The sequence below is a fragment of the Sorangium sp. So ce1036 genome, from assembly GCF_051369805.1.
Taxonomy (GTDB): Bacteria; Myxococcota_A; Polyangia; order Polyangiales; family Polyangiaceae; genus Sorangium; species Sorangium cellulosum_F.
In genome coordinates this window covers 5,212,605-5,237,966 of the sequence record NZ_JBBMOX010000001.1, presented here as the reverse complement: position 1 = coordinate 5,237,966, position 25,362 = coordinate 5,212,605, and the positions used below count along the sequence as shown (strand labels likewise).

At 73.4% G+C, this 25,362-nt stretch carries 24 protein-coding genes; 19 read left to right on the top strand and 5 right to left on the bottom strand.

Annotated elements, in window-relative coordinates:
• Window positions 1-13 precede the first annotated feature (13 nt).
• Window positions 14-967, top strand: coding sequence for an SDR family oxidoreductase (locus tag WMF31_RS19735; protein ID WP_436603441.1), 954 nt, complete (start codon window positions 14-16; stop codon window positions 965-967).
• 471 nt (window positions 968-1,438) lie between these two features.
• On the opposite strand, the gene WMF31_RS19730 is transcribed toward WMF31_RS19735, so the two are convergent.
• The 3 genes from WMF31_RS19730 to WMF31_RS19720 are packed head-to-tail and all read right to left on the bottom strand — an operon-like array spanning window position 1,439 to window position 4,096.
• Window positions 1,439-1,876 carry a 23S rRNA (pseudouridine(1915)-N(3))-methyltransferase RlmH gene (locus WMF31_RS19730; RefSeq protein WP_436603440.1) on the bottom strand — a complete coding sequence of 146 codons (438 nt, stop codon included), beginning with the start codon at window positions 1,874-1,876 and terminating at the stop codon, window positions 1,439-1,441.
• Between the two features lie 7 nt (window positions 1,877-1,883).
• A complete protein-coding gene (gene rsfS, locus WMF31_RS19725; protein ID WP_436603439.1) occupies window positions 1,884-2,765 on the bottom strand; it encodes a ribosome silencing factor in 882 nt (293 codons plus the stop codon).
• Window positions 2,766-2,815: 50 nt separating this feature from the next.
• Window positions 2,816-4,096 carry a glutamate-5-semialdehyde dehydrogenase gene (locus WMF31_RS19720; RefSeq protein ID WP_436603438.1) on the bottom strand — a complete coding sequence of 427 codons (1,281 nt, stop codon included), beginning with the start codon at window positions 4,094-4,096 and terminating at the stop codon, window positions 2,816-2,818.
• A 136-nt stretch (window positions 4,097-4,232) separates the two neighbouring features.
• On the opposite strand from WMF31_RS19720, the gene WMF31_RS19715 reads away from it, so the two are divergent.
• The 12 genes from WMF31_RS19715 to WMF31_RS19660 all read left to right on the top strand — a co-directional run bounded on the left by WMF31_RS19715 (window position 4,233) and on the right by WMF31_RS19660 (window position 15,733).
• The gene (locus tag WMF31_RS19715) at window positions 4,233-4,556 is read left to right on the top strand and encodes a hypothetical protein (protein WP_436603437.1); all 324 of its coding nucleotides are present in this window, start codon (window positions 4,233-4,235) and stop codon (window positions 4,554-4,556) included.
• Entirely contained in the window at window positions 4,553-4,849 is a 297-nt protein-coding gene (locus WMF31_RS19710; RefSeq protein WP_436603436.1) for a hypothetical protein, read from the top strand. The genes WMF31_RS19715 and WMF31_RS19710 overlap by 4 nt, the downstream gene beginning before the upstream one ends.
• Before the next feature lie 70 nt (window positions 4,850-4,919).
• A complete protein-coding gene (guaA, locus tag WMF31_RS19705) occupies window positions 4,920-6,494 on the top strand; it encodes a glutamine-hydrolyzing GMP synthase (protein ID WP_436603435.1) in 1,575 nt (524 codons plus the stop codon).
• On the top strand, window positions 6,494-6,802 hold the full coding sequence (locus tag WMF31_RS19700; protein ID WP_436603434.1) for a PEGA domain-containing protein: 309 nt from the start codon (window positions 6,494-6,496) through the stop codon (window positions 6,800-6,802). The genes guaA and WMF31_RS19700 overlap by 1 nt, the downstream gene beginning before the upstream one ends.
• Before the next feature lie 177 nt (window positions 6,803-6,979).
• Entirely contained in the window at window positions 6,980-7,402 is a 423-nt protein-coding gene (locus WMF31_RS19695) for a hypothetical protein (RefSeq protein WP_436603433.1), read from the top strand.
• Entirely contained in the window at window positions 7,399-8,376 is a 978-nt protein-coding gene (locus WMF31_RS19690; RefSeq protein ID WP_436603432.1) for an RNA polymerase sigma factor, read from the top strand. Before WMF31_RS19695 ends, WMF31_RS19690 begins: the two co-directional genes overlap by 4 nt.
• Window positions 8,377-8,761: 385 nt before the next feature.
• Entirely contained in the window at window positions 8,762-10,411 is a 1,650-nt protein-coding gene (locus WMF31_RS19685) for a serine/threonine-protein kinase (RefSeq protein ID WP_436603431.1), read from the top strand.
• Window positions 10,412-10,479: 68 nt separating this feature from the next.
• Complete coding sequence (locus WMF31_RS19680; RefSeq protein ID WP_436603430.1) at window positions 10,480-11,484, top strand: hypothetical protein; 1,005 nt, start codon at window positions 10,480-10,482, stop codon at window positions 11,482-11,484.
• Window positions 11,485-11,556: 72 nt separating this feature from the next.
• A complete protein-coding gene (locus WMF31_RS19675; protein WP_436603429.1) occupies window positions 11,557-12,930 on the top strand; it encodes a 3-deoxy-7-phosphoheptulonate synthase class II in 1,374 nt (457 codons plus the stop codon).
• 174 nt (window positions 12,931-13,104) lie between these two features.
• Window positions 13,105-13,839 carry a hypothetical protein gene (locus WMF31_RS19670; protein WP_436603428.1) on the top strand — a complete coding sequence of 245 codons (735 nt, stop codon included), beginning with the start codon at window positions 13,105-13,107 and terminating at the stop codon, window positions 13,837-13,839.
• Window positions 13,840-14,205: 366 nt separating this feature from the next.
• Window positions 14,206-14,589 (top strand): ribosome-binding factor A, encoded by a 384-nt coding sequence (locus tag WMF31_RS19665; RefSeq protein ID WP_436603427.1) that lies wholly within the window; start codon window positions 14,206-14,208, stop codon window positions 14,587-14,589.
• A gap of 16 nt (window positions 14,590-14,605) precedes the next feature.
• On the top strand, window positions 14,606-15,733 hold the full coding sequence (locus WMF31_RS19660) for an RtcB family protein (protein ID WP_436603426.1): 1,128 nt from the start codon (window positions 14,606-14,608) through the stop codon (window positions 15,731-15,733).
• A gap of 50 nt (window positions 15,734-15,783) precedes the next feature.
• Here WMF31_RS19660 and WMF31_RS19655 read toward each other — a convergent pair whose 3' ends face one another.
• Entirely contained in the window at window positions 15,784-18,384 is a 2,601-nt protein-coding gene (locus tag WMF31_RS19655; RefSeq protein ID WP_436603425.1) for a S8 family serine peptidase, read from the bottom strand.
• A gap of 423 nt (window positions 18,385-18,807) precedes the next feature.
• On the opposite strand from WMF31_RS19655, the gene WMF31_RS19650 reads away from it, so the two are divergent.
• The 5 genes from WMF31_RS19650 (at window position 18,808) to WMF31_RS19630 (ending at window position 23,169) form a co-directional block, all read left to right on the top strand.
• A complete protein-coding gene (locus WMF31_RS19650) occupies window positions 18,808-19,440 on the top strand; it encodes a class I SAM-dependent methyltransferase (protein WP_436603424.1) in 633 nt (210 codons plus the stop codon).
• Complete coding sequence (locus WMF31_RS19645) at window positions 19,437-20,402, top strand: NAD-dependent epimerase/dehydratase family protein (protein ID WP_436603423.1); 966 nt, start codon at window positions 19,437-19,439, stop codon at window positions 20,400-20,402. Before WMF31_RS19650 ends, WMF31_RS19645 begins: the two co-directional genes overlap by 4 nt.
• Window positions 20,403-20,459: 57 nt before the next feature.
• Window positions 20,460-21,146 (top strand): glutathione S-transferase N-terminal domain-containing protein, encoded by a 687-nt coding sequence (locus WMF31_RS19640; RefSeq protein WP_436603422.1) that lies wholly within the window; start codon window positions 20,460-20,462, stop codon window positions 21,144-21,146.
• Between the two features lie 254 nt (window positions 21,147-21,400).
• A complete protein-coding gene (locus WMF31_RS19635; RefSeq protein ID WP_436603421.1) occupies window positions 21,401-22,276 on the top strand; it encodes an MlaE family ABC transporter permease in 876 nt (291 codons plus the stop codon).
• Window positions 22,277-22,293: 17 nt separating this feature from the next.
• Window positions 22,294-23,169 (top strand): MlaE family ABC transporter permease, encoded by an 876-nt coding sequence (locus WMF31_RS19630; RefSeq protein ID WP_436603420.1) that lies wholly within the window; start codon window positions 22,294-22,296, stop codon window positions 23,167-23,169.
• Window positions 23,170-23,184: 15 nt separating this feature from the next.
• Here the strand turns inward: WMF31_RS19630 and WMF31_RS19625 are convergent, their stop codons facing one another.
• Window positions 23,185-23,925, bottom strand: a complete 741-nt coding sequence (locus tag WMF31_RS19625) for an ABC transporter ATP-binding protein (protein WP_436603419.1) — start codon at window positions 23,923-23,925, stop codon at window positions 23,185-23,187.
• Between the two features lie 219 nt (window positions 23,926-24,144).
• Between WMF31_RS19625 and WMF31_RS19620 the strand changes: the two genes are divergently transcribed.
• Window positions 24,145-25,167 (top strand): MlaD family protein, encoded by a 1,023-nt coding sequence (locus WMF31_RS19620; protein ID WP_436603418.1) that lies wholly within the window; start codon window positions 24,145-24,147, stop codon window positions 25,165-25,167.
• The last annotated feature ends 195 nt before the right edge of the window (window positions 25,168-25,362 follow it).

Genomic DNA, 25,362 nt, shown 5'->3' with positions numbered 1-25,362 from the left:
GAGGAAATTCCGCATGAGATCCCTTGAAGGACAGATCGCCCTCGTCGCCGGCGCGACCCGCGGCGCGGGGCGCGCCATCGCGTGCTCGCTCGGCGAGCGCGGCGCGACGGTCTACTGCACCGGGCGGAGCGTCCGCGGCCGGCCCGCCACGGGAACGCGCCCCGAGACCATCGAGGAGACCGCGGAGATGGTCAGCGCGCGCGGAGGGCGCGGCGTCGCCGTGCAGGTCGACCACACCGTCGAGGCGCAGGTCGAGGCGCTCTGCGCGCAGATCAAGCGCGAGCGAGGCAAGCTCGACATCGTGGTCAACGACGTCTGGGGCGGCGACGAGCTCACCGACTTCGGCGCGCCGTTCTGGAGGCTCTCCATCCCGAACGGCCGGCTCCTGCTCGATCGCGCCGTCATGTCGCACATCATCACGAGCCGCCACGCGGTGCCGCTCCTGCTCGAGCGCGATCGCGGCCTCATCGTCGAGATCACCGACGGCGACCACTTCGGCTACCGCGGCAACCTCTTCTACGACCTGGCGAAGATGTCGGTCATCCGACTCGCCTTCGCCATGGCCCGCGAGCTGCGCCGGCACCCGAGCATCACGGCGCTCGCGGTGACGCCCGGCTTCCTGCGCTCCGAGGCCATGCTCGATCTCTTCGGCGTCACCGAGGAGAACTGGCGCGACGCGGCCGCGAAGGAGCCGCACTTCATCGCCTCGGAGACCCCCTATTACGTGGGCCGCGCCGTCGCGGCGCTCGCCGCGGATCCGAACGTCGCGGCGAAGGCCGGCCGCGTCTTCAGCTCGTGGGACCTCGCCCGGGAGTACGGCTTCACCGACGTCGACGGCCAGCAGCCCCACTGGGGGGACTACTTCGAGGGGGCGCTCGGCCCGTACAACCGGGCCGACGAGCGGGCCTATGCGTCGTGGCTCAACGGGCCGATCGACATCGCGGAGCCCGACTGGCCCAAGGAGTGACCGGCGCCCGCGTCCTCCGCGCGCCCGCGCCGGCGGACGCCACGCCAGGCATCGGAGGACACCTGCCGAGGTATCCGACGACACCTGCCGAGGTATCCGACGACACCTGCCGAGGTATCCGACGACACCTGCCGAGGTATCCGACGACACCTGCCGAGGTATCCGACGACACCTGCCGAGGTATCCGACGATACCTGCCGAGGTATCCGACGATACCTGCCGAGGTATCGGACGACACCGGCCGAGGTATCCGCAGACACCTGCCGAGGCAGCCGCGGACACCGGCCGGGGAATGGGGTACTTGCCCCACCCTGCGGGGACACCGGAACCGCCAAGGCGCCATAAGACGCCAAGATCTTTGTGTTTTTCTTGGCGTCCTCGGCGTCTTGGCGGTTCAAAAGACCCCACCTTCAGCCAAGATCCCCCCCGACCCCCGAGGGGCTCGGGGAGCCACGGCCGCCACCGCCTGCGTCAGTGCGCGTAGGGCTCGCCGCGCAGCACGGTCATCGCGCGGTAGAGCTGCTCGACCAGCACGAGCCGCGCGAGGCGGTGGGGGAACGTGAGCGGCGACAGGCTCCACCGGTCGTCGGCCGCGGCGGACACGTCGGGCGGCAGCCCGTCCGCCCCGCCGATCAGGAACGCGACCACCCCCTTGCCGCGCGAGCCCCACCGCTCCACGCCGGCCGCGAACGCCTCGCTGCCGAGCGCCTTGCCGTTCACCTCCATCGCGATGACGCTCGCCCCCGCCGACGCGCGCGCGAGCAGCGGCCCGACCTTCGCCGGCGGGCCGTCCGGGATCTCGATCTCGTCGCACGCCACGTAGCGGCGGACGCGACCCAGGTACTCGTCGATCGCCGCGCGGAGCGGCCTGTCCTTCACGCGACCGACGGCCGCGACGACGAGGCGCATCGCGCGCTCAGCCCGGATCGAACCGCGGCGCGGGCTGCGCTCCGGGCGGCGGGGCCTCCTCCGGGACCGGGACGCGGCCCGCGTCGATCCAGAGCCCCTCGATGTCGTACAGGCGGCGCGTCTCCTCCTGGAAGACGTGCACCACGACGTCGCCGAAGTCGATCAGCACCCACGTCGCCGCGGCGAGGCCCTCCATCGACAGCGGCGCCATCTTCAGCTTGCGCGTCGACTCCTCCAGGCCCGTCGCGATCGCGTGGACGTGCCGATCGGAGCGGCCCGTCATGATCACCAGGTAGTCCGCGTAGTCGACGCGCCCCACCACCTCCAGGATCTCGACGCCGATCGCCTTCTTGTCGAGCCCGGCCGCCGCCAGCGTCAGCGCGAGCTCGCGCGCCGGGGCCGACGGCTGCGGGGCCGGCGGCGGCGCGCTGCGGCGCGCGCTGGCCCGCTTCGGCCCGGCGAGCGGCGACTTGCGCGCGGAGGGCCGCCCCGCGAGCGGCAGGAGCGCCTTCGCCCCGCCCTCCGCGCCGCCCCGCGCCGGCCGCGGCGCCGCGCCCTCGTCCCGCGCCGGCCGCCGCGCCCGCGCCGCCGGCCGGTCCGCCGGGATCGGCCGCTCCGATCGCTCCGCCTCGTCGCCCGCGCCCTGCGCGCGGCGCGCGCGCCCGGCCTTCGCCCCGGCCTCGCCCACGCCGGCGTGGGACGCGCGGATCCGCGGCGACGCCGGCCGCTTCGCCTTGGTCGCGGACGACGCCCGCCCGGCCGCGCCCGCCTTGGCCGTGCTCGCCTTCTTCCTCGTCGGCAGGCGCGGCTCCGCGCCCTCGTCCACCTTCGACCCCGACCTCACCCGCGGCTTGGTGCTCCCTGCGCCTGCGTCCTTCTTCGTCGCCAACGTCGTCTCGCTTTCTTCTGCCCGGCTCCCGGGCCCCTCGGTTGCCCGCGTCAGCGGGTCTGGCCCTCGCCGTACGCGATCCACTTGAGCGCGGTCAGGCTCGCGAGCCCCATGGGGCCGTAGGCATGGAGCTTCGTCGTGGAGATGCCGATCTCCGCCCCGAGGCCGAGCTCGCCGCCGTCGTTGAACCGCGACGACGCGTTCACGAGCACGCAGCTCGCGTCGACCTCGCGCAGGAAGCGCTGCGCGTGATCGTAGCGGGGCGTGCAGATGACCTCGGTGTGCGTCGACCCGTAGCGGGCGATGTGCTCGAGCGCCTCGTCGAGCGAGCGCACCACGCGCACCGCGAGGATGGGCGCGAGGAACTCGCGCCCGTAGTCGTCCTCCGACGCCCGGCGCGCCGACGGGACGAGCGCGCAGGTGGCCTCGTCGCCGCGCAGCTCGAGCCCGCGGTCCGCGAGGGCGGCGACGCGCGCGAGCAGCGGCTCGGCGACGCTCTCGTGCACGAGCAGGCACTCGAGCGCGTTGCAGACGCCGGGCCGCTGCAGCTTGCCGTTCTCGACGAGGCGGAGCGCCATGTCGAGGTCGCACCCGGCGTCCGCGTAGAGGTGGTTCACGCCCTTGTAGTGCTGGATCACGGGGACGCGCGCGTTCTCGGCCACGAACCGGATGAGCCCCTCGCCCCCGCGCGGGATGGCGAGATCGATGAGGCCCGTCATGCCGAGCAGCAGGCGCGTCGCCTCCCGGTCGAGCGAGGGGACGATCTGCACCGCCTCGGCCGGCAGCCCGGCCGAGCGCACGGCGTCGGCGAGCAGCGCGCCGAGCGCCGCGTTCGAGCGCGCCGCCTCCTTGCCACCGCGGAGGATCGCCGCGTTGCCGCTCTTCAGGCAGAGCGCCGCGGCGTCGACGGTCACGTTCGGGCGCGACTCGTAGATCATGGCGATCACGCCGAGCGGGACGCGCACCTGCCCGACGAGGAGCCCGTTCGGCCGCCGCTCCATCCCGATCACCTCCCCGACCGGGTCGCCCGCGGCGGCGACCTCGAGCACCGCGTCGGCGATGGCCGCGAGCCGCGCCTCGTCGAGCACGAGCCGGTCGACGAGCGCCTCGGACACGCCCGCCGCGCGCGCCGCGGCCACGTCCTCGGCGTTCGCGGCCAGCACCGCGGAGCGCTTGCCCTCGCCGGCCTCGGCGCGCAGCCGCTCGGCGATGGCGCGCAGCGCGCGGTCCTTCCGGGCCCGGTCCAGGGGAGCGAGCGTCCGGGCAGCCGCCCGGGCGCGCTGGCAGAGGGCGCGCAGCGCGCCCTCGAGATCGGGATTGCTCTGTTCCACAGCGGGAACCTAGCTCGCCTCCCTGCGCGGGCCAACCGTTCTCCTCCATGTCCGTGCTAGCGTACCGGCCGTGTCCGGGGATCTCCGAAGCTCGAATCCGCCGTCCTGCGCACCCCGCCCGTGCCCGCCCTGCCGCATGACGCGCGCGGCGCGGCCGCGCCGCGCGCCGGCGCTCCTCGCCGGGGCGCTCCTCGCGGCGCTCGCGCCCGCGGCGTGCGGCGGCGGGGATGTGGCCGAGGACGCGCCCGCGCCGCCGAGCACGGGCATCCCCGTCGCACCGCCGAACGCCCGCGGGGCGCCGCTCGATCTCGCGCCGCCGGCCGCCTCCGCCCCCGCCCCCCTTCCCCAGCCGTTCCGGCATGCGCCCTATCCTCCTGTCGCTCCCGAGATGTCGGAGGATCCAGCCCCTGCCGAGGGCGCCGCGGGCGAGGGCGCCCCGGAGAGCGGAGTCCAGCTATGACAACGGCTCGCCGCACCTCGCCGATCGCCGCGGTGGTCGCGATCGCCGCCGCGCTCCTCGCCGCGGCGTGCTCCTCCACGCCGCCGAAGCCGCTCCCGCCCGGTCCACCGCCCGAGTACGAGCCCCCGCGCGCGTTCGACGGCGGCGCCGGCGCGCCGGCGCAGGACGCGCCGGCGGGAGCGCACGACGCGCCGGCTGCCCCGCCGCCGGCGCCCGCGGCCCCACTGCCGCCGGCCTCCTCCTCGAGCCCGCCGCCGACCCCACCGCCGCCGGCCTCCTCGACCCCGCCCTGAGGCGCGGCGAGCGAGCATGCGGCGAGCGGCGCGCGCGGGGCCGCCCGGCTCTGGCGGATCCGCCCGCGCCATGCTAGCGGCAGCCATGCTCTCACCCCGGCGGGACTTCGTCGTCATCCTCGATTTCGGCTCACAGTACACCCAGCTCATCGCCCGGCGCGTGCGCGAGTCCGGCGTCTACTGCGAGATCCACCGCTTCGACATCCCCATCGCCGAGCTCCGCCGGCTCGCCCCGCGGGCGCTCATCCTCTCCGGCGGCCCCGCCAGCGTGTACGGCGACGGCGCGCCCCACTGCTCCCCGGAGGTGCTGCAGCTCGGCGTGCCGACGCTGGGCATCTGCTACGGGCTCCAGCTCATGGCCTTCCACCTCGGCGGCAAGGTCGAGCGCGCGCGCACGGGCGGCGAGTACGGCCCGGCCACGGTGCGGATCGAGCGCCCTTCGGGGATCTTCTCCCGCTTCGCCGAGGGCGACACGATCGACGTGTGGATGAGCCACGGCGACCGCCTCGCGGCGCTGCCCGAGGGGTTCGTGGCGCTCGGCACCACGGCCGGCAGCCCGCTCTGCGCCGTCGCCCGCGATCGCGACGAGCTCTACGGCCTCCAGTTCCACCCCGAGGTCGTGCACACCCCGCGGGGCAAGGAGATCCTCCAGGCCTTCCTCTTCGACGTCGCCGGCCTCTCCCCGACCTGGACGCCCGCGTCGTTCGTCGAGGAGGCGATCGCCGCGGTCCGCGAGAAGGCCGGCCCGAGCGACCGCGTCATCCTCGGCCTCTCGGGCGGGGTCGACTCGTCGGTCGCCGCCGTCCTCTGCCAGCGCGCCCTCGGCGATCGGCTCACCTGCATCTTCGTCGACAACGGCCTCCTGCGCGAGGGCGAGGCCGAGGCCGTCGAGCGGACGTTCCGCGACCACTTCCACATGAACCTCGACGCCGTCGACGCGTCGTCGCGGTTCCTCGAGGGGCTGCGCGGCGTCGTCGATCCCGAGCAGAAGCGCAAGACGATCGGCCGCATCTTCATCGAGGTGTTCGAGGAGGAGGCGAAGCGGGTCCAGGGCGCGAAGTGGCTCGTCCAGGGCACGCTCTACCCCGACGTCATCGAGAGCGTCTCGTTCAAGGGGCCGAGCGCGGTCATCAAGAGCCACCACAACGTCGGCGGCCTCCCCGAGCGGATGAACCTCGGCCTCATCGAGCCGCTCCGGGAGCTCTTCAAGGACGAGGTGCGGGCCGCCGGCGAGGCGCTCGGCATGCCGCGGGAGATCCTCTACCGCCAGCCGTTCCCGGGCCCCGGGCTCGCGGTGCGGTGCCTCGGCGAGGTGACGCCGGAGAAGCTCCGCGTGCTCAGGGCGGCCGATGCCATCTTCGACCACGAGATCCGCGCCGCCGGGCTCTACGAGTCGCTCTGGCAGAGCTTCTGCGTGCTCCTCCCGGTCCGCTCCGTGGGCGTGATGGGCGACGAGCGCACGTACGACGAGGCGATCGCGCTGCGCGCGGTGCACTCGACCGACGGCATGACCGCCGACTGGGCGCGCCTGCCCTACGACCTCATCGCCCGGGTGAGCTCGCGGATCATCAACGAGGTGCGCGGCGTGAACCGGGTGGTGCTCGACGTCTCCTCGAAGCCGCCCTCGACCATCGAGTGGGAGTGATGGGCGCGCGCTGGACGCGGGCCGGGGCGGCGCTCGTGATGCTCGGGCTCGCCGCGTGCGTCGCGCGGACGCCGGCCACGGTCTCGCTGCGGATGAAGGGGAACGTGCCCGACGCGTCGGTCACGATCGACGACCAGTACATCGGCGCGCTCGCCTTCGTCGCCGCCCGCGGGGTCGCGCTGCCGCCCGGCGAGCACCGCATCACCGTGGAGAAGGCGGGCTACTTCCCCTGGGACCGCCTCGTCGACGCGAAGAGCGGCGACCCGCCGATCCACCTGCAGGTGCAGCTGACGCCCGTGCCGGATTGACGCGCGGCCGGCCGCCGCGCCGGCACGGGCCGCCGCCGCGTCACCGCCGCGCGAGCGCAGAAAGCGAAATCATCCTCCGGCGCTCTCCGTAACTCCATGGCGATGGATGCGTGCAGCACGCGTCCACCCCAACCCCAACCTCGCGCGACCTCGCGCGACCTTGCGGCGGAGCGGAACATGCCGGATCGGAGCAGGCCGAGGGCGCTGCCCTGCGCGTCGTCCACGAAGCGAGCACCGCGGCGCGCGCCACGGCGCGCCACCCTCGACATCTGCGGCCCCGAGAGTCGACGCCCGGGAGGCCGCCTGTTTCACGCGCTGTGCGATCTCGCCGATCGCTTCCTGCAGCGCCGGGGAGATCCGTGGGCATCCCAGCTCGGCACCGTGCTGTTCTACGTCGCGTTCCACAGCGCGCGCGCGGCCGAGGACGACGACTTCCGCCTCTTGCTCCGGGCCTCGCTCGACATGCTCGTCGAGCTGGAGCCGGTCGAGCGCTGGCTCCCGCCGCCTCCTGCGATCGATCCGCCCGCGGGCCAGCCCGCGCCGGTCCCTTACCCGACCTACGCCGGCGCGCGCCCGCCGGCGTCGCGAGGCGCTCGATGATCGCGCCGCCCGCGCCGCCCTCTCCGCCGGCGCCCCCGTCGTTCGAGACGGTCTACGCCGTGGGCCTGCCGTTCCTTCATCACGCGCTCCGCTGGCTCGGCGTGGCGGAGAGCGACCTGGACGACATGCTCCAGGAGGTCTTCCTCGCCGCGTACCAGCGCCTCGGGAGCTACGAGCCGTGGCGCTATCACGCGCCCCCCGCGGGCGAGCGCCCCGCGGCCGGAGCGCCGCCCCTGCGCATCACGCCCGCGGCGGCGCTGCAGCGCTGGCTCTTCGGCATCGCGTGGCGAAAGATGAGCCACTACCACGCGCGCGCCTACCGCCGCCGCGAGATCCCTTCGGGCGCCGGCGCGTCCTGGCGCTTCGAGGGGCGCGATCCGGCGCCGACGCCGGAGCAGTCGCTCGCGGGCGCCGATCGCGCCGAGATCGTGACCGCGCTGCTCCTGAAGGTCGCGCCCGAGCGTCGCATGGTCCTCGTGATGTACGATCTCCTCGGCGTCCCGGTGGCCGACATCGCCCGCGAGCTCCGGCTCAAGGAGAACACCGTCCGCTCCCGCCTGCGGCTCGCCCGCGAGGACTTCCGCGCCGCGGTCGCGCGCCAGCCCGCCGAGCGGCGCAGCGCGCTCCGGGCCCTCTCCGCGTCGGAGCGCCCCCTGCACGCCGCCGCTGCGTCCCTGCTCCGCGCCGCCCGGGAGCCCCCGCCCCTTCCGGCGCCCATCACGCGCGCGCTGTGGCTCCGGCTCCAGCAGCGGATCCGCGAGCCCGCCCGTGCGCCCGTGCGCCCGTGCGCCCGTGCGAGATGCGAGATCGAAAGCGAAGCGAGCGGCCACCCTGTCCCCTTGACGCACCCGCACGTTTGTGTAGTCTCCCCGCCCCTCCCAGAGAAAGTCCTACGAACATGGCCAATACTCCGAAGTGGAATGTCCGTCTCCGTCACGAATGGCTCGCAACCCCGCTCAAGAAGAAGCGCCTGAAGCGCTGCCAGAAGGCACGGATCGGTCTGCTCGACGCGGAGCAGCGCAAGGCCGCCAAGCAGAAGCCCGTCCAGGCCGAGCAGCCCGCGAGCTGACCTCAGCACCGCCGCGCGGCGACGGCCCACCCCGCCGCGCACCTGCCTCACCATCGCGCTCCAATCAGCCCAAGGTCGGCGTCCTCGCTCGGCGCGATCCGTGATAGCTTCGGCTTCGCGGTATCCGCCTGAGCGTCGGCGATGAATCGTCGGTCCTCGCTTCCGCGATGGCCGACAGGATCCATGGGAGCGAGGCCCTGAGCGTGTCGGATTCGAGCTTTTCGCCCGGTCGCTCGGGCAGCCCTGCCGTCCCTTCGGCCCCGGAGGAGGGCGAGGGGCCGACCCGCGTCATGAGCGACACGGAGCGGCAGGCCGCGCTCGCCGCCGTTCGCGCAGCGCAGGCCCAGGCGGCCGCCGCGGCCGCGGCCGCGGCCGCGGATACGGTTCGCCCGCCGCCTCCCCCCGCCGGGAGCGAGGCGGCGGCGCAGCTGGCCGCCGAGACGGTCCGGCCTCCCCCCCCGCCCCCTGCGTTCGCGGCGGAGATGCCCCACGCCACCTCCGAGGCGGTCCAGGCGCCCGCCCCCGTCGCGAGCGCTCCGGCCGAGGCGGATCCGCTCCTCGGCACGACGGTGGCGGGCGCGTACCTCATCGCCCGGCTCCTCGGAGAGGGCGGCATGGGCCGCGTCTACGAGGCGCATCACACGCGCATCCCGGGCAAGCGGTTCGCCCTGAAGACGCTCCACCCCGAGCTCGCCCAGAGCCCCACCGTCCTCGCGCGCTTTCAGCGCGAGGCCGAGGCCGCGGCGTCGATCCGGAGCCCGCACGTCGTCGAGATCTTCGACGTGAACCGGATGAGCGATGGCCGGCCGTGCATCGTCGCCGAGCACCTGGAGGGCAAGGGGCTCGGCGAGGTCCTCGCGACCCCGGGGGCGCGCCTGCCCGTCGGCGCGGCCGTGCGCATCGTGCGCCAGGTCTGCGACGGCATCGCGGCCGCGCACGCCATGGGGGTCGTGCACCGGGACATCAAGCCGGAGAACATCTTCCTCACCGGCGATCCCGCGAGCCCGACGGTGAAGGTCCTCGACTTCGGCATCTCGAAGACCGCCGAGTCCTCTTCGCTGACGCAGACCGGCATGGTGCTCGGAACGCCCGCGTACATGGCCCCGGAGCAGGCGAAGGGGGAGCAGACCGATCTCCGGACCGACATCTACGCGGTCGGCGCCGTCCTCTACCACGCCGTGACCGGGCACCGTCCGTTCGAGCGCGACGACCCCACGGCCATGCTCCTCGCGGTCATGACGGAGGAGCCGCGGGCCCCACGGTCCCTGAACGCGGAGATCCCGCCGGGGCTGGAGCTCGTCATCCAGCGCGCCATGGCGAAGGAGCGAGAGCACCGCCACGCGTCGATGGGCGACCTCGCCCGCGACCTCGCGCCTTACGAGGAAGCGGCCGCGCCCGCCTCGGCGCGCGCGTCGATCGCGCGCCCGTCCCTCGTGCTCGGCAGCTCCTCCGCGCTCTCGCAGGTCCTCGGGCTGCCCGCGTCGGCGGCGTCCGAGGCGTACCTGACACGGCAGCTGGTGTTCCTCTCGGCGAGCCTTGGCCTGGCATGGCTCGGCGCGGGCCTCGTCAGCAGCCTCTCCGGGCTCGTGCGCGCGCTGGGGAGCGACGGCGCCGCGCTGTCGGGCGAGCGCGCCGCGCTGCTCACGTTCGGGGTCTTCGTCGTCCTCCTCTGTCCCGCGCTGCTCGGGGGCCTCTACGTCTACCGCCACGCCTGGCGGGACGACGCCAGGCTGAGCGCGCTCGCGCCGAGGATCTCGACGCCCATCGCGCTCGGGCTCCTGGCCTACGGCGTCGCGTCGCTGCTCGTGCGGCTCCTCGAGGCCGTGCTGCTGCAGCACGCCATCGGCATCGCCTGGCCGGTCTGGGATGCGCTGCTGTTCGTCATCAGCGTGGGCGCCGCGCTCGCGGCCGCCGTGTACCAGTGGCGAGAGCAGCGGTGAGGATCCGAGGCCCGGCCCGCGCGACGCCTGTCATGGGCCGCGGCCCGGCCTTGTGTTAGGAGCGGACCATGCCAGCGCAGGCGTCTGGGCCGGGCCCCGGCCGGGGCAGCACCCCCGACAGATCAGGCTCTCTCTCCGGGACCGGCAACGCGATCGCGGTGGACGGCAACGCCTCGGCGCCTCGGGGGTCCGCCCTGGCCGGGGCGCCGTCCGCGGCGCGATGGCTGATCGCCGGCGCGGCCGCCGTCGTGGCGATCGTGCTCGGCGCCGCCCTGCTGCGCGACGACGCGTCGCTGGCCACGCTCGAGGCCGCGGCGAGGGCCGAGCGCGCGGCGACCGCGGGCTCCGGGCCCCGGCGCCCGGTCGCGCCACCCCCGCGCGACGCGGCCCCCGCGGACGAGCTCGCGGCGGCGACCGCCGGCGGCGTGCTCGCTCTGGAGGCGCTCGGCGCGCGGTACCCCAAGGATCCGTCGATCTTCCGGGTCCTCATGCTGCGCCACGCGCTCCCGCCGCCGTACCACGCCGCCGCGCTCGCCGCGGCCAAGCGGCTCCTGGAGCTCGATCCCGGGGCGGCGGCCGACGGCGACGTGCAGCACGTCGTCCTGAGCGCGGCCGCCGGGCCGCCCGAGGCGGCCGCGGCCGCGCTCGATCTCATGGCGAGCGGCATGGGGAGCCACGGGCCGGACCTCCTTTACGACCTCGCGACGGGCAGCTCCGCGGTGAAGACGGGCAACCCCGCGATGAAGGAGCGCGCCGCGAAGCGCCTCGGCGAGGCCGCGGTCCTGGAGCGGGCGACGCCTGCGCTGCGCATCGCGCAGGAGCTCCGGCTCGCGCGCTCGTGCAAGGCGCGGCAGCCCCTGCTGGAGCGCGCGGCGGCGGACGGCGACCGGCGCGCGCTCGACGTCCTTTCGTCGCTTGTTTCCAGCAAAAGCAAGGGATGCGGCTTTCTGGGGCTGAGCCGCTGCGCCGCGCCGTGCGCGTCGATCGCGAAGGAGATCAAGGCGGCGATGAGCGCCATCGAGGCGCGCACCGGGCCGTCGCCCGGGGCGGCCGAGGCGCCCGCGAGCCGCTGAGGAGCGGCCCGCGAGGCGCTCGTTGACCGATGGTTGCGCGGGTGGGAGCCTTGCCATATCAGGTCTCGACTCATGTACGTTCCTGCTCAATCCTGGTCGCCCGATTCATGGCGCGAACGTCCCAACGCGGCGCCCGTCCCGTACGATGACACCGAGGCCGTGGAGGCCGTCGTCGAGAAGCTCAGGGCGCTGCCGCCGCTCGTGACCTCGTGGGAGGTCGAGCGGCTCAAAGGCCATCTGGCCCAGGCGCAGCTCGGCCGCCGGTTCGTGCTGCAGGGGGGCGATTGCGCGGAGACGCTCGACGACTGCCGGCCGAACATCGTCACGAACAAGCTGAAGATCCTCCTGCAGATGTCGCTCGTGCTGGTGCACGGCGCCCGCCGGCCGGTGGTCCGCCTCGGGCGCTTCGCCGGCCAGTACGCGAAGCCGCGGTCGAGCCCGGTCGAGACGCGCGACGGCGTGAGCTTGCCGAGCTATTTCGGGGATCTCATCAACCGCGCGCCGTTCGATGCCGGGTTACGCCGTCCGGATCCGAGCCTGATGATCGCGGGATATCAGCATGCGGCGCTGACGCTGAATTTCATCCGTTCCCTGTCGGAGGGCGGCTTCGCGGATCTGCATCACCCGGAATACTGGGATCTGAGCTTCCTGGAGCGCGCGGATCTGCCCGGCGAGCTGCGCGAGCGGTATCAGCGGATGACCGAGCAGGTCGGGGAGGCCCTTCGGTTCATGGAGGCGCTCGCCGAGGTGCCTGTCGGGGAGCTGTCGAGGGTCGAGTTCTTCACGAGCCACGAGGGGCTCAACCTGCACTACGAGTCCGCGCAGACGCGGAAGGTCGCGCGCCGGCCGGGCTACTACGACCTGACGACCCACCTGCCCTGGATCGGCGAGCGCACCCGGCAGCCGGACGGCGCGCACGTCGAGTTCTTCAGCGGGATCGAGAACCCCGTCGGCATCAAGCTCGGCCCGAAGACGGTCCCCGACGAGGCGCTGCGCCTGCTCGATCGGCTGAACCCGACGGACGAGCCGGGCAAGATCGTGCTCATCGTGCGCATGGGCGCGGGCCGCGTCCGTGAGGGGCTCCCCCCGCTCATCAAGGCGGTGCAGGCGGCGGGGCGCAAGGTGCTCTGGATGTCCGACCCGATGCACGGCAACACGCAGACGACGGCCAGCGGCATCAAGACACGGAATTTCGAGGATATCCTCACCGAGATCGAGGCCAGCTTCGAGGTGCACGAGTCGCTCGGCTCTCACCTCGGCGGGGTCCACTTCGAGCTCACGGGCGACGACGTCACCGAGTGCATCGGGGCGGGGCTCACGGAGTCCGATCTCGACCGGCGCTACGCGAGCCTGTGCGACCCGAGGCTCAACTACCGCCAGTCGCTGGAGATGGCGTTCCGGATAGCGCATCGCATGACGGAGTCGTCGCGGCGCGCGAGGGGCTGATGGCCATCGCGTGAGGGGGGCCGCGGAGCCCTGGGGGGGCGTGCGCTCAGCGCCGGGTATTTCGTCGGCGTCTTGAGTCTTCGGTTTCCCCCTCCGTTCGACCCCAATGCAGGAGCGATCCCCCCTGGCGTTCCGTCGAGGCTTCCCCAAAGGATCCTGCGGGGGTGGTACGCCATGCAGAACATCACGACACAACAAGGTGAGATCCGGCGAGAAGACGAACAGGCCACGACGGATGTCACGCTCGAGCAGCAGCAGCAGCAGCGCGCCGCCAGCAGCCGCACGCTGCTCGAGTCTTTCCTGCCGGATGCCGACATCGTCATCAACGACGAGATGGTGGTGATGGCGACACCGGAGGTGACCTACTCCGCCCTGAAGAGCGTGGATTTCACCCAGAGCCGCTCTCTCCTGCTGCGCGCGGTCCTCGCGCTCCGCGTGGCCGAGGCGCGGCGCGCCCGGCGAAAGCTCGGATTCGCGCCGCTGCCCGCGCGTGCGCGCGTGTCGCTCGAGAACGTCGAGGACTACGGTCATATCCGGCTGGCCGAGAAGGAAGGGGTCGAGATCGCGATCGGGGAGATCATGCGTCCGATGAGCGCAGAGAGCCTGTTCGAAGGGCGGACAGCCGCCGAGTTCAAGGCGTTCGATTGCCCCGGGTACATCAAGGCGGTGGGAGGCTTCGTCGTGATGCCCTACGGCGAGAAGCGGACGCTGCTCGTGTACGAGGCGCGGATCCGGGCGACGGACACACCGACGCGGCGACAGCTGGTCCTCTGGAACACCCTGACAATGCCGTTGGTCGCGCTCCTCACGACCCAGAAGCTCGCCCACGTGAAGCGGGCCGCGGAGCGCCAGTGCGCCGCGCCGGGGTACCGCCAGGCAATCAGCGCCCACAGCGCCCAAGCCGTGTAGCGCCCGGCCGGAGGCGGGCCTCCACCCGGGGCAGGCGCCACGGTCGAAGCGCCGTCCCCGAGGAGTCGCCTCCAGAGCGTGCGCGCGCGGCCCGACGGCAGAGGGGCGGGCCGCGCGCGCCGGACCGTGGTGAGCCCTCGCCGCGCGCGCCAGGTGCCGGGCGTCCTCCGCCCGCCTTGCGCGGCCGCCCTCGCTCGTGCACCCTTCGCTGCGAAGGAGGCCCGCCATGCACCCGATTGCATCGACGAGCCTCGGTCCGGCGCGCCGCTGAGCGCGCCGGCGAGGCTCAACCCCCGAGAGCACCTCGCGTGTCGCTGAAACCGCGCGACCGGCGTGCAGGCGCCGCCGCGCCCTCGGGAGCATGGCATGGGCAAAGATCGTTCGCGGAGCCGCGCCGGCGCGCGCTCCGGCGTGGATGCAGATTCGTTGTTCGGTGGGACGGCCGCGCGCAAGGCGCAGCGCAAGGAGCGACAGCTCTGCCGTCAGGTGCAGGAGGCGGTGAGCGACGCGCTCGCCGCGCTCCGCGATGATGTCCTGCAGGACGTCTGGGTGATGGATGTGGAGCCGGCGCCCGACGCGAGCCGGCTCGCGGTGATCGTGCGGGGCGGCCCCTCATCGCCGCCGGACGAGGTGGCGGCGCGGCTGGAAAGGGTCGCAGGCTACGTGCGCTCGGAGGTGGCGGCGGCGATCACGCGCAAGCGCACGCCGACGCTCACCTTCCAGGTCCTGCCGCCGGAGGTGGCGCGGTGAGCGCGCGGGTGGCGCGGTGAGCGCGCGCATCGCCACGTGGCTCCCGGACGGCGCGAGCGCCGAGCTCAGCGCCTCGCTCGCGCGGCTCGCGCGCACCGAGGACGTCGCGCACGTCGCGGTCATGCCCGACGCGCACGTGGCCGACGACGTGTGCGTGGGCACGGTCACGGCCACCACCCGCCGCCTCCTGCCGGCGGCGGTCGGCGGCGACATCGGCTGCGGCATGGTCGCGCTGCGGCTCCGCGCAGGCGCCGATCTGCTCGCGGATCGCGATCGCGCGGCGCGGCTCCTCTCGGGGCTGTACCGCCGCGTCCCCCACCTCGTGCACCCGGCGGAGGGAGCCCCGTCGCTGCCCGAGGACCTCCTCGCGCCGCGGCTCGGCGCTCCCTCGCTCGAGGCGATGAAGCGCCGCGAGGGCCGGACGCAGCTCGGCACCCTCGGCCGGGGGAACCACTTCCTGGAGATCCAGCGCGACGAGGAGGGCGCGCTGTGGCTGCTCCTCCACAGCGGGTCGCGCGCCATGGGGCCGGCGATCCGGCGACACCACGAGGCGCTGGCCGCGCGCGACCCCTCCGGCGTCCGCTTCCTCGACGCCGACAGCGAGGCCGGGCGCGCGTACCTCGATGACGTCGCCTGGGCCGCCAGGTACGCGCGGGCGAGCCGCGCGCGCATGGTGGCCGAGGCCGCGGCGCTCTTCGCGGAGCTGTTCGGCGTCGACGTCGACGCGCCGTCGCGCATCGAGGTCGACCACAACCACGTCCGGCGCGAGGAGCACGGCGGACGCGCGCTCTGGGTGCACCGCAAGGGCGCGATGGGCCTGCGCGCGGGAGACCTGGGCGTCGTGCCCGGATCGATGGGGAGCCCGAGCTTCCACGTGGAGGGACGAGGTCACCCCGAGGCGCTGGGCTCGTCGGCGCACGGCGCCGGGCGCGCCCTGCCGCGAGGCGAGGCGCGCCGCCGCATCGGCGCGCGGCAGCTCCTGCGCGAGGCTGGGGGCGTGTGGTTCGACCATCGCATCGCGGACCGGCTGCGCGACGAGGCGCCGTCGGCCTACAAGGACGTCGGCGCGGTGATGCGGGCGCAGCGCGAGCTCGTGCGCGTCGTCCGCCGGCTCTCTCCGGTGCTCGTCTACAAGGCCGCCTGACGGCGCCCCGCGCCGCACCGGCGCGCGGCCTGCGCGGCGGCGGGCCGACGTCACGGGCGATCGAGGGTGACGACGGGCGACGTCCACGTCTCCCAGTGCGCAGGGTTGTCCGGGTCGCCGAGCGCCCTGAGCACGCGGAGCTCGATCCGGTACGCGCCGTCGGGGACGAGCGTGGGCGCCCCGTCTCGGATCGTCCTGCCCTTCCACCCGTACCGCGCGGCCGCGGTCACCGACGCGCTCTGACCGACGCGGGACAGCGTCAGCGCGCGCCCCCAGGGCCTCGCCGTGGCGGCCTCGACGACATCGAGGATCAGGCGCTCCGCGCCGTGGTCGAGGTGGACCATCACGTACGGCAGGTCGCCCGACTCGAGCGTGTAGGTCGCGCCGCCCGGCTGGCGGACCATGCGCGTGCCGCTCAGCTTGCCGAGCCACGGCGCCCCTGGCCCCGACGGCGCGAGGACCGGCACGCTCTGGTAGTCGCCCTTGAAGCCCGCGTAGGGCACCCGCAGCACGCCGTCCGCCGCGCTGCCCCGCGGGGTGAACACCAGATAACCGCCGAACAGGCCGCCGTCCGCGAGCGCGTCGCTGGCCCGCACGGTCACGGAGACGGTCGCGCTCCCGCGGGCGGGCACGGTGACACTCGGGGCGCTGAGCTCGACCTGCGCGGCGCCGGTCGCCGCGCTCTGCGGCGCCCAGTGATCGCCCGTCGCGCACGCGGCGGGCGCGTGCGACAGGTCGTACGTGACGTCGCTCCCGCTCGCGTTCTCGAGCGTCAGCGTGCGCGCGACGGGGCCGGCCTCGCTCTCGCCGAGCGACAGCTTGCCCGGGGTGATGACCGTGGTCGCGCGGATCGATCGATCGACGCGGATCACCCCTGCCCCCTGCCGGTGCGTGCCCTCGAGCACCCCGGAGCGCGGATCGCCGCTCCACGGCGCGGGGACCGCGCTGTTCTGCAGGACGTCGCGCACGCGCGGCGCCGAGAGCTCCGGCCGCGCGCCGAGCAGGAGCGCGACCGATCCGGCCACGTGCGGCGCCGCCATGGAGGTGCCGTTGTACGTGTCGTAGCCGCCGAGCTCGAGCGGGATGGTCGAGTAGATCGCGCCGCCGGGAGCGGCGATGTCGGGCTTGAAGGTGAGCGCCGCGCTCGGGCCGTGCGAGCTGAAGTCGGAGACGAGGCCCGCGGTGCGGCTCTCCGCGGCCACGGCCCGATCGGTCCAGCGGAGCGTCACGGGCCCCGCGTCGAGGCGCGCGTGGATGCGCTCGCCGTCCGCCTGCGAGATCCCGACGACCGGGATCGTGATCGGGTCGCCCCCCACCACCGAGGGGTCCATGGTCCCGGCCCGGTCGTTGTAGAGCACGACGCCGACCGCGCCCGCCGCCTGCGCGTGCGCGGCCTTCACGTGAAACGGGCAGCCGCCGCGCCGGATGAGCGCGATCGCGCCCGCGAGGCTGCGCGCGGGGAGCGCGGCGCAGGCGTCGCGCGCGCTGGTCGGCGCCCCGGTGCGCGCCGCGGGGGCGCTCCCCGAGGGCGGCGCCGGCGGGCTGCCGACCGCGCGGGTGTACCCGATCGCGGCGTCGCCCGGCGTGATGATGAACGACGGGCGGGTGACGCGGGAGTTGTCGACCGACGCGGTGCCGATGACCGCATCGCCGACGCCGGGCGCGCCCGCGGCCCAGAGCCCCCGCTCCCCGCTGTTGCCGATGGAGGCGACGACCACGACGCCCCGCGCGACGAGCTCGTTCGCGGCGGTCGCGGTCGGGTAGCTGGGCCACTGGAACGGCGTGCCGATGCTGATGTTGACCACGTGCATGCCGTCGTCCGCGGCCCGCTCCATGGCCTTGAGCAGGAGATCCGCGCGCGAGCCGCCGCGGCAGCCGAACACGCGGTAGGCGCCGAAGGTCACGTCCGGCGCGACCCCCTGCACGATCCCGTTCGCGCCGATGATGCCGGCGACGTGCGTGCCGTGACCCAGGCAATCGTCGGGGTCGCTGTCCGGGACGGGCTGGGCGCTCGCGTCACCGGAGACGAAGTCGTCGCCGACGAAATCGTAGCCGAACGCCACGCGGCAGCCCGGGCCGAAGCAGCCGCCGAGGTCGGGGTGATGGTAGTCGACGCCGCTGTCGATCACGCCGACGCGGATGTCCTCGCCGGTCACGCCGAGCTGCTGACGCACGACGTCCGCGCCGGACATGGCGCTCGCGACCGCGAGGTCTGGCTCGAGCGCGGCGGCGGCGCGCGTGAACTCGAGCTCGATCGGCAGAACGGGATAGACGGCCTTGACGCCGGGCATGTCCGCCAGCGAGGCGGCGCCGTCGCGGGCGACGCGGAGCGAGATGCCGTTCCAGAGCGTCCCGAACGAGAGGCGCTGCCGGTACCGGAGCCCCCGCTCGGCGGCCGCGCGCCGGAAGATCTCGCGATCCACGTCGAGGAGGCCCATCGCGCGCGAGCCGCCCCGGGCGGCCGGCGCGCCCTCGAACTCCACGAACCAGAGCTCCGTGGGCTCATCGGGCGCGAAGGTCGCCTCGCCGGGATCCGGGGTGTCCGGCGGGGCGTCACGCCGATCGGACTCCTTGTCTCCAGGCTCTCCGCCGCACGCTGAAACAGCGATATAGAGAGAGGCCAGACCGAACCGGAGCACTTGATATCTCATAAACACCCTTCCCGTGCGCCGAGCGTCGATTCAGCTATGTTCGATCACGCGAATCGGTCAAGCGCGAGCGGCGCGAGGCCCGCTCGAGCGACGGGCGGCGCCGCGCGTCGAGCGTCGCGGGCTGAACGCCCGCGGCCCGGCGCGCGGCGAGATCGCGAGTTGCACAAGAATTACATTCCTCGTCCAGATACCCGTGTTGGGCGACCATCATGATCCACGGTCGCATCGGGTCTCCCGGCTTGCGAGGGCTCGCCGTTTCCTCCGGACGAGCCCGGGGCGCGAGGTTCGCGCCGCTCACGCTCGATGAGCGCCGCTCGCCCAGGCTCGTCCGTGGCTCCGCAAGGGCCATGCGCGGTGCTAGCGTGGCCGCCGCGGGCCGGCGCGGCGCGCGCGGACTTCCCCCGGGCTCGGATGGGATGTGGGATGACGGTCCTGGAACACGCCTTCTCTTCGTTGCACCATCGCCTCGTCCACGTGCCGCGCGTGGACCGCGTCGCGCGGGCGCTCGCCGCGCAGATCGGCCGCGCGACGTCGCTGCTCGACGTGGGCGCGGGCGACGGCGCGGTCGCGCTCGAGGTCGCGCGCCGGGTGGGCGCGCAGCGCGTGGCCGGCGTGGACGTGAAGGTGCGGCCCGGGGCCGCGATCGAGATCATCGCCCACGACGGCGAACGCCTCCCCTTCCCCGACGGGGCGTTCGAGGCGGTGCTCCTCTCGGACGTGCTGCATCACTGCGCGCGCCCCGGCGCGCTGCTCGCGGAGGCGCTCCGGGTCGCGTCGCGCGCCGTCGCGCTCAAGGATCACTTCCGGTTCGGACCGGCCTCGGAGAAGATCCTGCTCTGGATGGACCGCGTCGGGAACGCCGCGCCGGGCGTCGAGGTGCGGGGGACCTATTTCACGCCGGGCGAGCTCGTCGAGCTCACGCGCGGCGCCGGCGGGCGCATCACCGGCCTCGAGTGGCCGCTGCGCATCCACGACCTGCCGTTCCGCCTCGTGACCCAGGATCGCCTGCAGTTCGCGGCGCGGGTCGAGCGCGTGGCCGCGGGGGGCGGGCGATGACCGGGCTCAGGTCGTTCGTGGTGGGGGGCGCCGGGTTCATCGGGAGCCACCTCACCGATCGGCTGGTCGAGCGCGGCCCCGTGACGCTGTACGACAACCTCTCGGTCGGGCGCCGCGCGTTCGTGGCGCCGCACCTCGCCTCCGGGCGCGCCGCGCTCATCGAGGCGGACGTCCTGGATCTGGAGCGCCTCACCGAGGCCATGGCGGGCCACGACCTCGTCGTGCACCTCGCGGCGAACCCCGAGGCGCGCTGGGGCCTCACGCGGACGCGGCTCGACCTCGAGCAGGGGACGATCGCGACGTACAACGTGCTCGAGGCGATGCGGCGCGCCGGGGTGGGTCGGCTGATCTTCTCGTCCTCCGGCACGGTCTACGGCGAGGCGCCGCGGACGTGCGCGGAGGGCGACCTCGGCGCCCTGCCGATCTCGCTGTACGGCGCGAGCAAGCTCGCGGGCGAGGCGCTCATCAGCGCCTACGTCGAGTGCTTCGGGCTGACGGCGTGGATCTACCGCTTCGGCAACGTGGTCGGGCCGCGCGGCACGCACGGCGCGGCGCTGGACTTCCTCAAGAAGCTGCGCGACCGGAAGACGGAGCTCCACGTGCTCGGCGACGGGCGGCAGTCCAAGCCGTACCTCGACGTCCGGGACTGCGTCGATGGAATGCTGTTCGGGCTCGACCGCGCCGGAGAGCGGCTGAACATCTACAACCTCGCGCCCGAGGACGCGACGAGCGTCGCCCGCATCGCGGCGCTGTGTGTCGCGGCGTCCCCCTATCCGGACGCGGTGATCCGGTATCAGGGCGGCGAGCGCGGCTGGCCCGGCGACGTGCCCCGCTCGCGCATGGATCCGCGCAAGCTCGCCGCGCTGGGGTTCCGCGTGCGGCACACGAGCGACGAGGCGGTGCGGATGGCGGTCGAGGCGCTGGCGAGCGAGGTGTTCGGTGAGGAGCCGGGCGCGGGGTGAGCGCTCGTTTCGGCCGCGCGCGATGCGGCTCCGTCGGTCTCGGGGTAGGCTCCGGCCATGGCTGAGCTCACTCTCTACATCGGAAACAGGTCTTACTCGTCCTGGTCGCTCCGGCCGTGGCTCGCCCTGCAGCACGCCGGTGCCGCGTTCGACGAGGTGATGCTCCCGCTCCGGGGGCCGGGCGTGCGCGCGCCCGAGATCCAGCGCCGCTCCCCCTCGGGCAAGGTGCCGGTCCTGACGCACGGGGCGCTCACGATCTGGGAGTCGCTCGCGATCTGCGAGTATGCGGCGGAGCTCTTCCCCGAGGCGAGGCTCTGGCCGGAGGCGCGCGACGCGCGCGCCGTCGCGCGGGCGGTGAGCGCCGAGATGGCGAGCGGCTTCGCCGCGCTCCGGACGGCGCTGCCGATGAACGTGCGGCGCAAGATCCAGGGCGTGGCGATCACGGAGGCGGCGTCGCAGGACATCGCGCGCGTCCAGGCGATCTGGAACGACTGCCGGTCTCGCTTCGGCCAGGGGGGCGAGTTCCTGTTCGGGCGGTTCGGCGTCGCGGACGCGATGTACGCGCCGGTGGCGACGCGCTTCGACACGTACGGGGTCGAGCTCGACGCGGTCTCCCGGCGCTACGTGGCGACGATCCTGGGCCTGCCCGCGATGCAGGCGTGGATCGCGAAGGCCAGGGAGGAGCCGCACCTCATCGAGGCCTACGAGGCCATCGGCGTGGTGGGCGGCGACGCGGGGGCGTAGCGCGCTGCGCGCCCCCGCCGACGCGCTCGCCGCGCCCGCGCGACCTGCGCGTTCGCCCGCCGGAGGCGGGACTTGCATTGCGCGCGAAAGTCCGTGTTTACCATCCCGTGGAACGATCTCGAAACGAGGACGCCTGTCCGCGGGAGGCCGAGGGCGATCACCTGCCCGGGTCGCACTCCAGCGTTCTCTACGCGGTCGGAGCGCGTCGGATCCGCCGCGCTCCGCGGGAGCCTTGGGCTAAGCTCGGCCCGTCCATGACGCCTCCTGCTGGCCCAGGCACCGCCGCGCGCGCGCCGGGCGCGCTCGCCGCCACCGGCGGCCCGCCCCCGGGGCGGCGGCGCGCGCCGATCGCGAACGAGCCGTCCGGCCTGCACCAGCTCGGCGGCACCTTCCTCTCGATCGCCGCCACCGTGGGCGGCATGGCGCTGCTCGCGGGCCAGATCGCGGCCCGGGTGGCCACGCTCCGCGTCGACGGCGCCGAGCTCAAGCGCAATCTCTACAGGATGGGCGTCAAGTCGATGCCCATCGTCATCGTGACCGCCCTCTTCACGGGCGCGATCATGGTCATCCAGGCGGCGCCCCTGGTCGAGCGCTTCGGCGCGCACGGCCTGCTCGGCTGGGGCGCGGGCTTCGGCACGCTCCGCGAGATCGCGCCGCTGCTCACGGCGCTCATGATCAACGGCCGCGTCGGCGCCAACAACACGGCCGAGCTCGGCACCATGGTCGTCACCGAGCAGATCGACGCCCTGCGCGTCCTCGCGATCGACCCCGTGAGCTTCCTCGTCGCCCCGCGGTTCCTCGCGATGGTGCTGACGCTGCTGCTCTCGGCGATCTTCGCCGACGCGCTCGCCCTGGCCGGCGCCGCGTTCACCGGCGATCTCCTGCTCGGCGTCTCGCCGGCGGTCTTCTTCAACGGCCTCACGAGCGGCCTCCTCGGCATCGGCGACGTCCTCCACGGGCTCGTGAAGAGCGTCGTCTTCGGCGTCGTGCTCGCGCTCTCGAGCTGCCAGTACGGCCTCGGCGTGACCGGCGGCGCCCCCGGCGTCGGCCGCGCCGTCAACGCGACGGTCGTCGCCTCGGCCGCCGGCATCTTCATCCTCGACTACTTCGTCTCGTTCACGCTCGACTGACGACGGACCGGCGCCGCATGCACTCCTCCGACAAGAGCCACTCGGCCCCCGCGAGCGCGGGCGATCGCGCGAGCGCGGGCCCGCCCGAGAGCGAGCTCCGGGAGGCCGCGCCGGAGCTGTCCGGCGTCGCCGCGCTCGGCGCCGCGGCGCTGTCGCTCTTCCGGTCGGGGCGCGAGCTCTACTCCGTCTTCGTGAGGACGCTGTACTACTGCGCGCGAGGCCGCCGCGAGCCGGGCGCGGTCCTCCTCCAGATGTACGAGATCGGCAACAAGTCGATCTTCTTCCTCACGGTCGTGATGGGCTTCATCGGCATGATCATGGTCTTCCAGGCCGGACAGCAGACGAAGCGGGTCATCCCGGATCTGACCATGCTCGGCGCGAACTACCTCGAGCTGCTCGTCCGCGATCTCGCCGCGTCGATCGGCGCGCTGATGCTGGCCACGCGGGTCGGCGCCGGCATCGCGGCCGAGATCGGCTCGATGGTCGTCACCGAGCAGGTCGACGCGCTCCGCATGTCCGCCGCGGATCCGGTCGACTACCTGATCAAGCCGCGCTTCATCGCGAGCCTGCTCATGACCACGTGCCTCATCGTCTGGAGCGCCGCGGTCGCCTTCACGGCCGGGATGATCACCGCGTACAGCATGTTCGACGTGAGCCCCGAGACGTTCGTCAACGTGAGCCTCGTCGATGCCGGCGACCTCGCGACGGGGCTGGCGAAGTGCGTGGCGTACGGCGCCGCGATCCCGGTGGTCTCCGGCCACTCCGGGCTCTCGACGTTCGGCGGCAGCGAGGGCGTGGGCTGGGCGACGACGCGCGCGGTCGTGAACTCGTCGCTCGCGGTCATCGTGCTCAACATGCTGATCTCCGCGGCCGCGTTCCTGATCTTCCACTAGGCGCTTGCGCGCGGGTCACTCGATCGGCCCCTCGGCGCTCCCCGTGATGAACTGCTGCACGATCGGATCCGGCGAGCGCTGGAACGCGCCGCGATCCCCGAGCAACCGGACGAGGCCCTGGTAGAGCATGACGATGCGATCGGCGATCGTGAAGATGCTCACGAGATCATGGCTCACGACGATGCTCGTCACGCCGAGGGTGTCGCTGAGCTCGCGGATGAGCTTGTCGACGCGCCGCGCGCTCACCGGGTCGAGGCTGGTGGTCGGCTCGTCGAAGAGCACGTAGCGCGGGTCGAGCGTGAGCGCCCGGGCGATGGCGACGCGCTTGCGCATGCCGTCGCCGAGCTCCGGCGGGAAGCGCTCGGCGAACTCGCGCATGTGCACCTGCTCCAGCCGCCGCCGCGCCTCGGCGAGCGCCTCCTTCGGCTTGAGCCCCTTGTGCTTGCGGAGCGGGAGCGCGACGTTCTCGGCGCACGTCATCGAGTCGAACAGCGTCGAGTGCTGGAAGACCATCGCGCACTTCATCCGCACCGGGTACATCCGGGCCTCGTCGAAGCGGCTCACCTCCTCGCCGTCGAGCCAGATCTCCCCGCCGTCCGGGTAGAGCAGCCCCACGAGGTGCTTGATCAGCACGCTCTTGCCGACCCCCGACTGCCCGATGATGAAGAACACCTCGCCGTCCTCGACGTCGAACGAGACATCCTTGAGGACCTCTTTGGACCCAAAGGATTTCCTGACATTTCGGAAAGAAATCATCGCGGTTTCCGAGACAAGAACGGTTGCGTCAGGGGAAGTACCAGGTGACGCGGGTGACGCGGGTGACGCGGGTGAAACGGGTGAAGCGGATGAAACGGGCGAAACAGGTGAAGCGCGTGAAGCGTTGCATCATGAGCCGGGAATACCGCGCTGCGACAAGCGCATCATGGCCCATTTCGTTCACCGCCCCGTCGTCAGATCGGAGAAGATGACATGGCCATGGCAAGCCCGCGGTCGATCGAGGTCAAAGTCGGGATCCTCATCCTTACGGCGATCGGGCTCCTCGCCACGTTCATCCTCGTGATGGGCGGGGTCAACTTCCAGCCGAAGTACTCCATCTATGTCGAGTTCGACAACCCGGGCGGCCTGCAGACCGGGGCGCCGGTGAAGATCGCCGGCGTGGAGGTCGGCAAGCTCAGCGAGATCCACTTCCGCGGCGGCCAGCTCGGCGACGACGGCCGGCGCGAGCCGCTCGTCCGGCTCCTCGTGCGCATCGAGAAGCGCTATCAGCAGAGCATCCACGACAACGCCACGTTCTACGTCACGACGCAGGGCGTGCTCGGCGAGCAGTTCCTGGCCATCGAGCCCGGCTCGACCGACCGGCCGGTGCTCCCCGAGAACGCGATCGTCCGCGGGCTCGATCCGCCGCGCCTCGACATGCTCCTCGCCGAGGGCTACGAGCTGCTCCACGCGACCGTCACCGCGATGCGCGAGCACCGGGACGAGGTCGGCGAGGCGTTCGACGGGCTGAGGAAGACGCTGAAGGGCACCGGCGAGTTCATGCACCGGAACCAGGATCGGCTCGACCGCATCGCCGAGAACCTCGAGCAGATCAGCCTCGACGGCACGGATCTCGTGAAGGATGCCCGGCAGAAGTACGTGAACAACCCGCAGATCGATCGGATCCTCGCGAACGCCGATCAGGTGAGCGGCACGGCCGCGCGCGAGCTGCCGCCGCTCCTCACGGACGCGCGCGAGACGCTGGCGAACGCGCGGCGGCTCTCGGCCACCGTCGGCGGCGAGACGGAGCAGGCCAAGATCCGGAAGACGCTCGACGACATCGCCGAGATCGCGGGCAGGGCGAAGTCGGCGACCGCCGACGCGCAGGAGGTCCTGGCGCACGTGAAGCGCGGCAGGGGCACGGTGGGCGCGCTCGTGATGGACGAGCAGCTGTTCGACGATCTCCAGGAGCTCGCGCGCGACCTCAAGCACAACCCCTGGAAGTTCTTCTGGCGCGAGTGAGCGCGGCCGCCGCGCCCTCGCGCGGCGCCGCCCCCCGGCGAGACCGCGCGGCGCCGCCCCTTCATGGGGGCCGCACGCCGCCATGGCTGTGCGGCGCCGCTCCGGACGGCCGAGGCGCCCTCGCACGCTGGTAGACGTCGGAGGGCGCCCCCGCCCCCCGGTTATCTCACACCGGCGACATCACGGAGAGGCCGG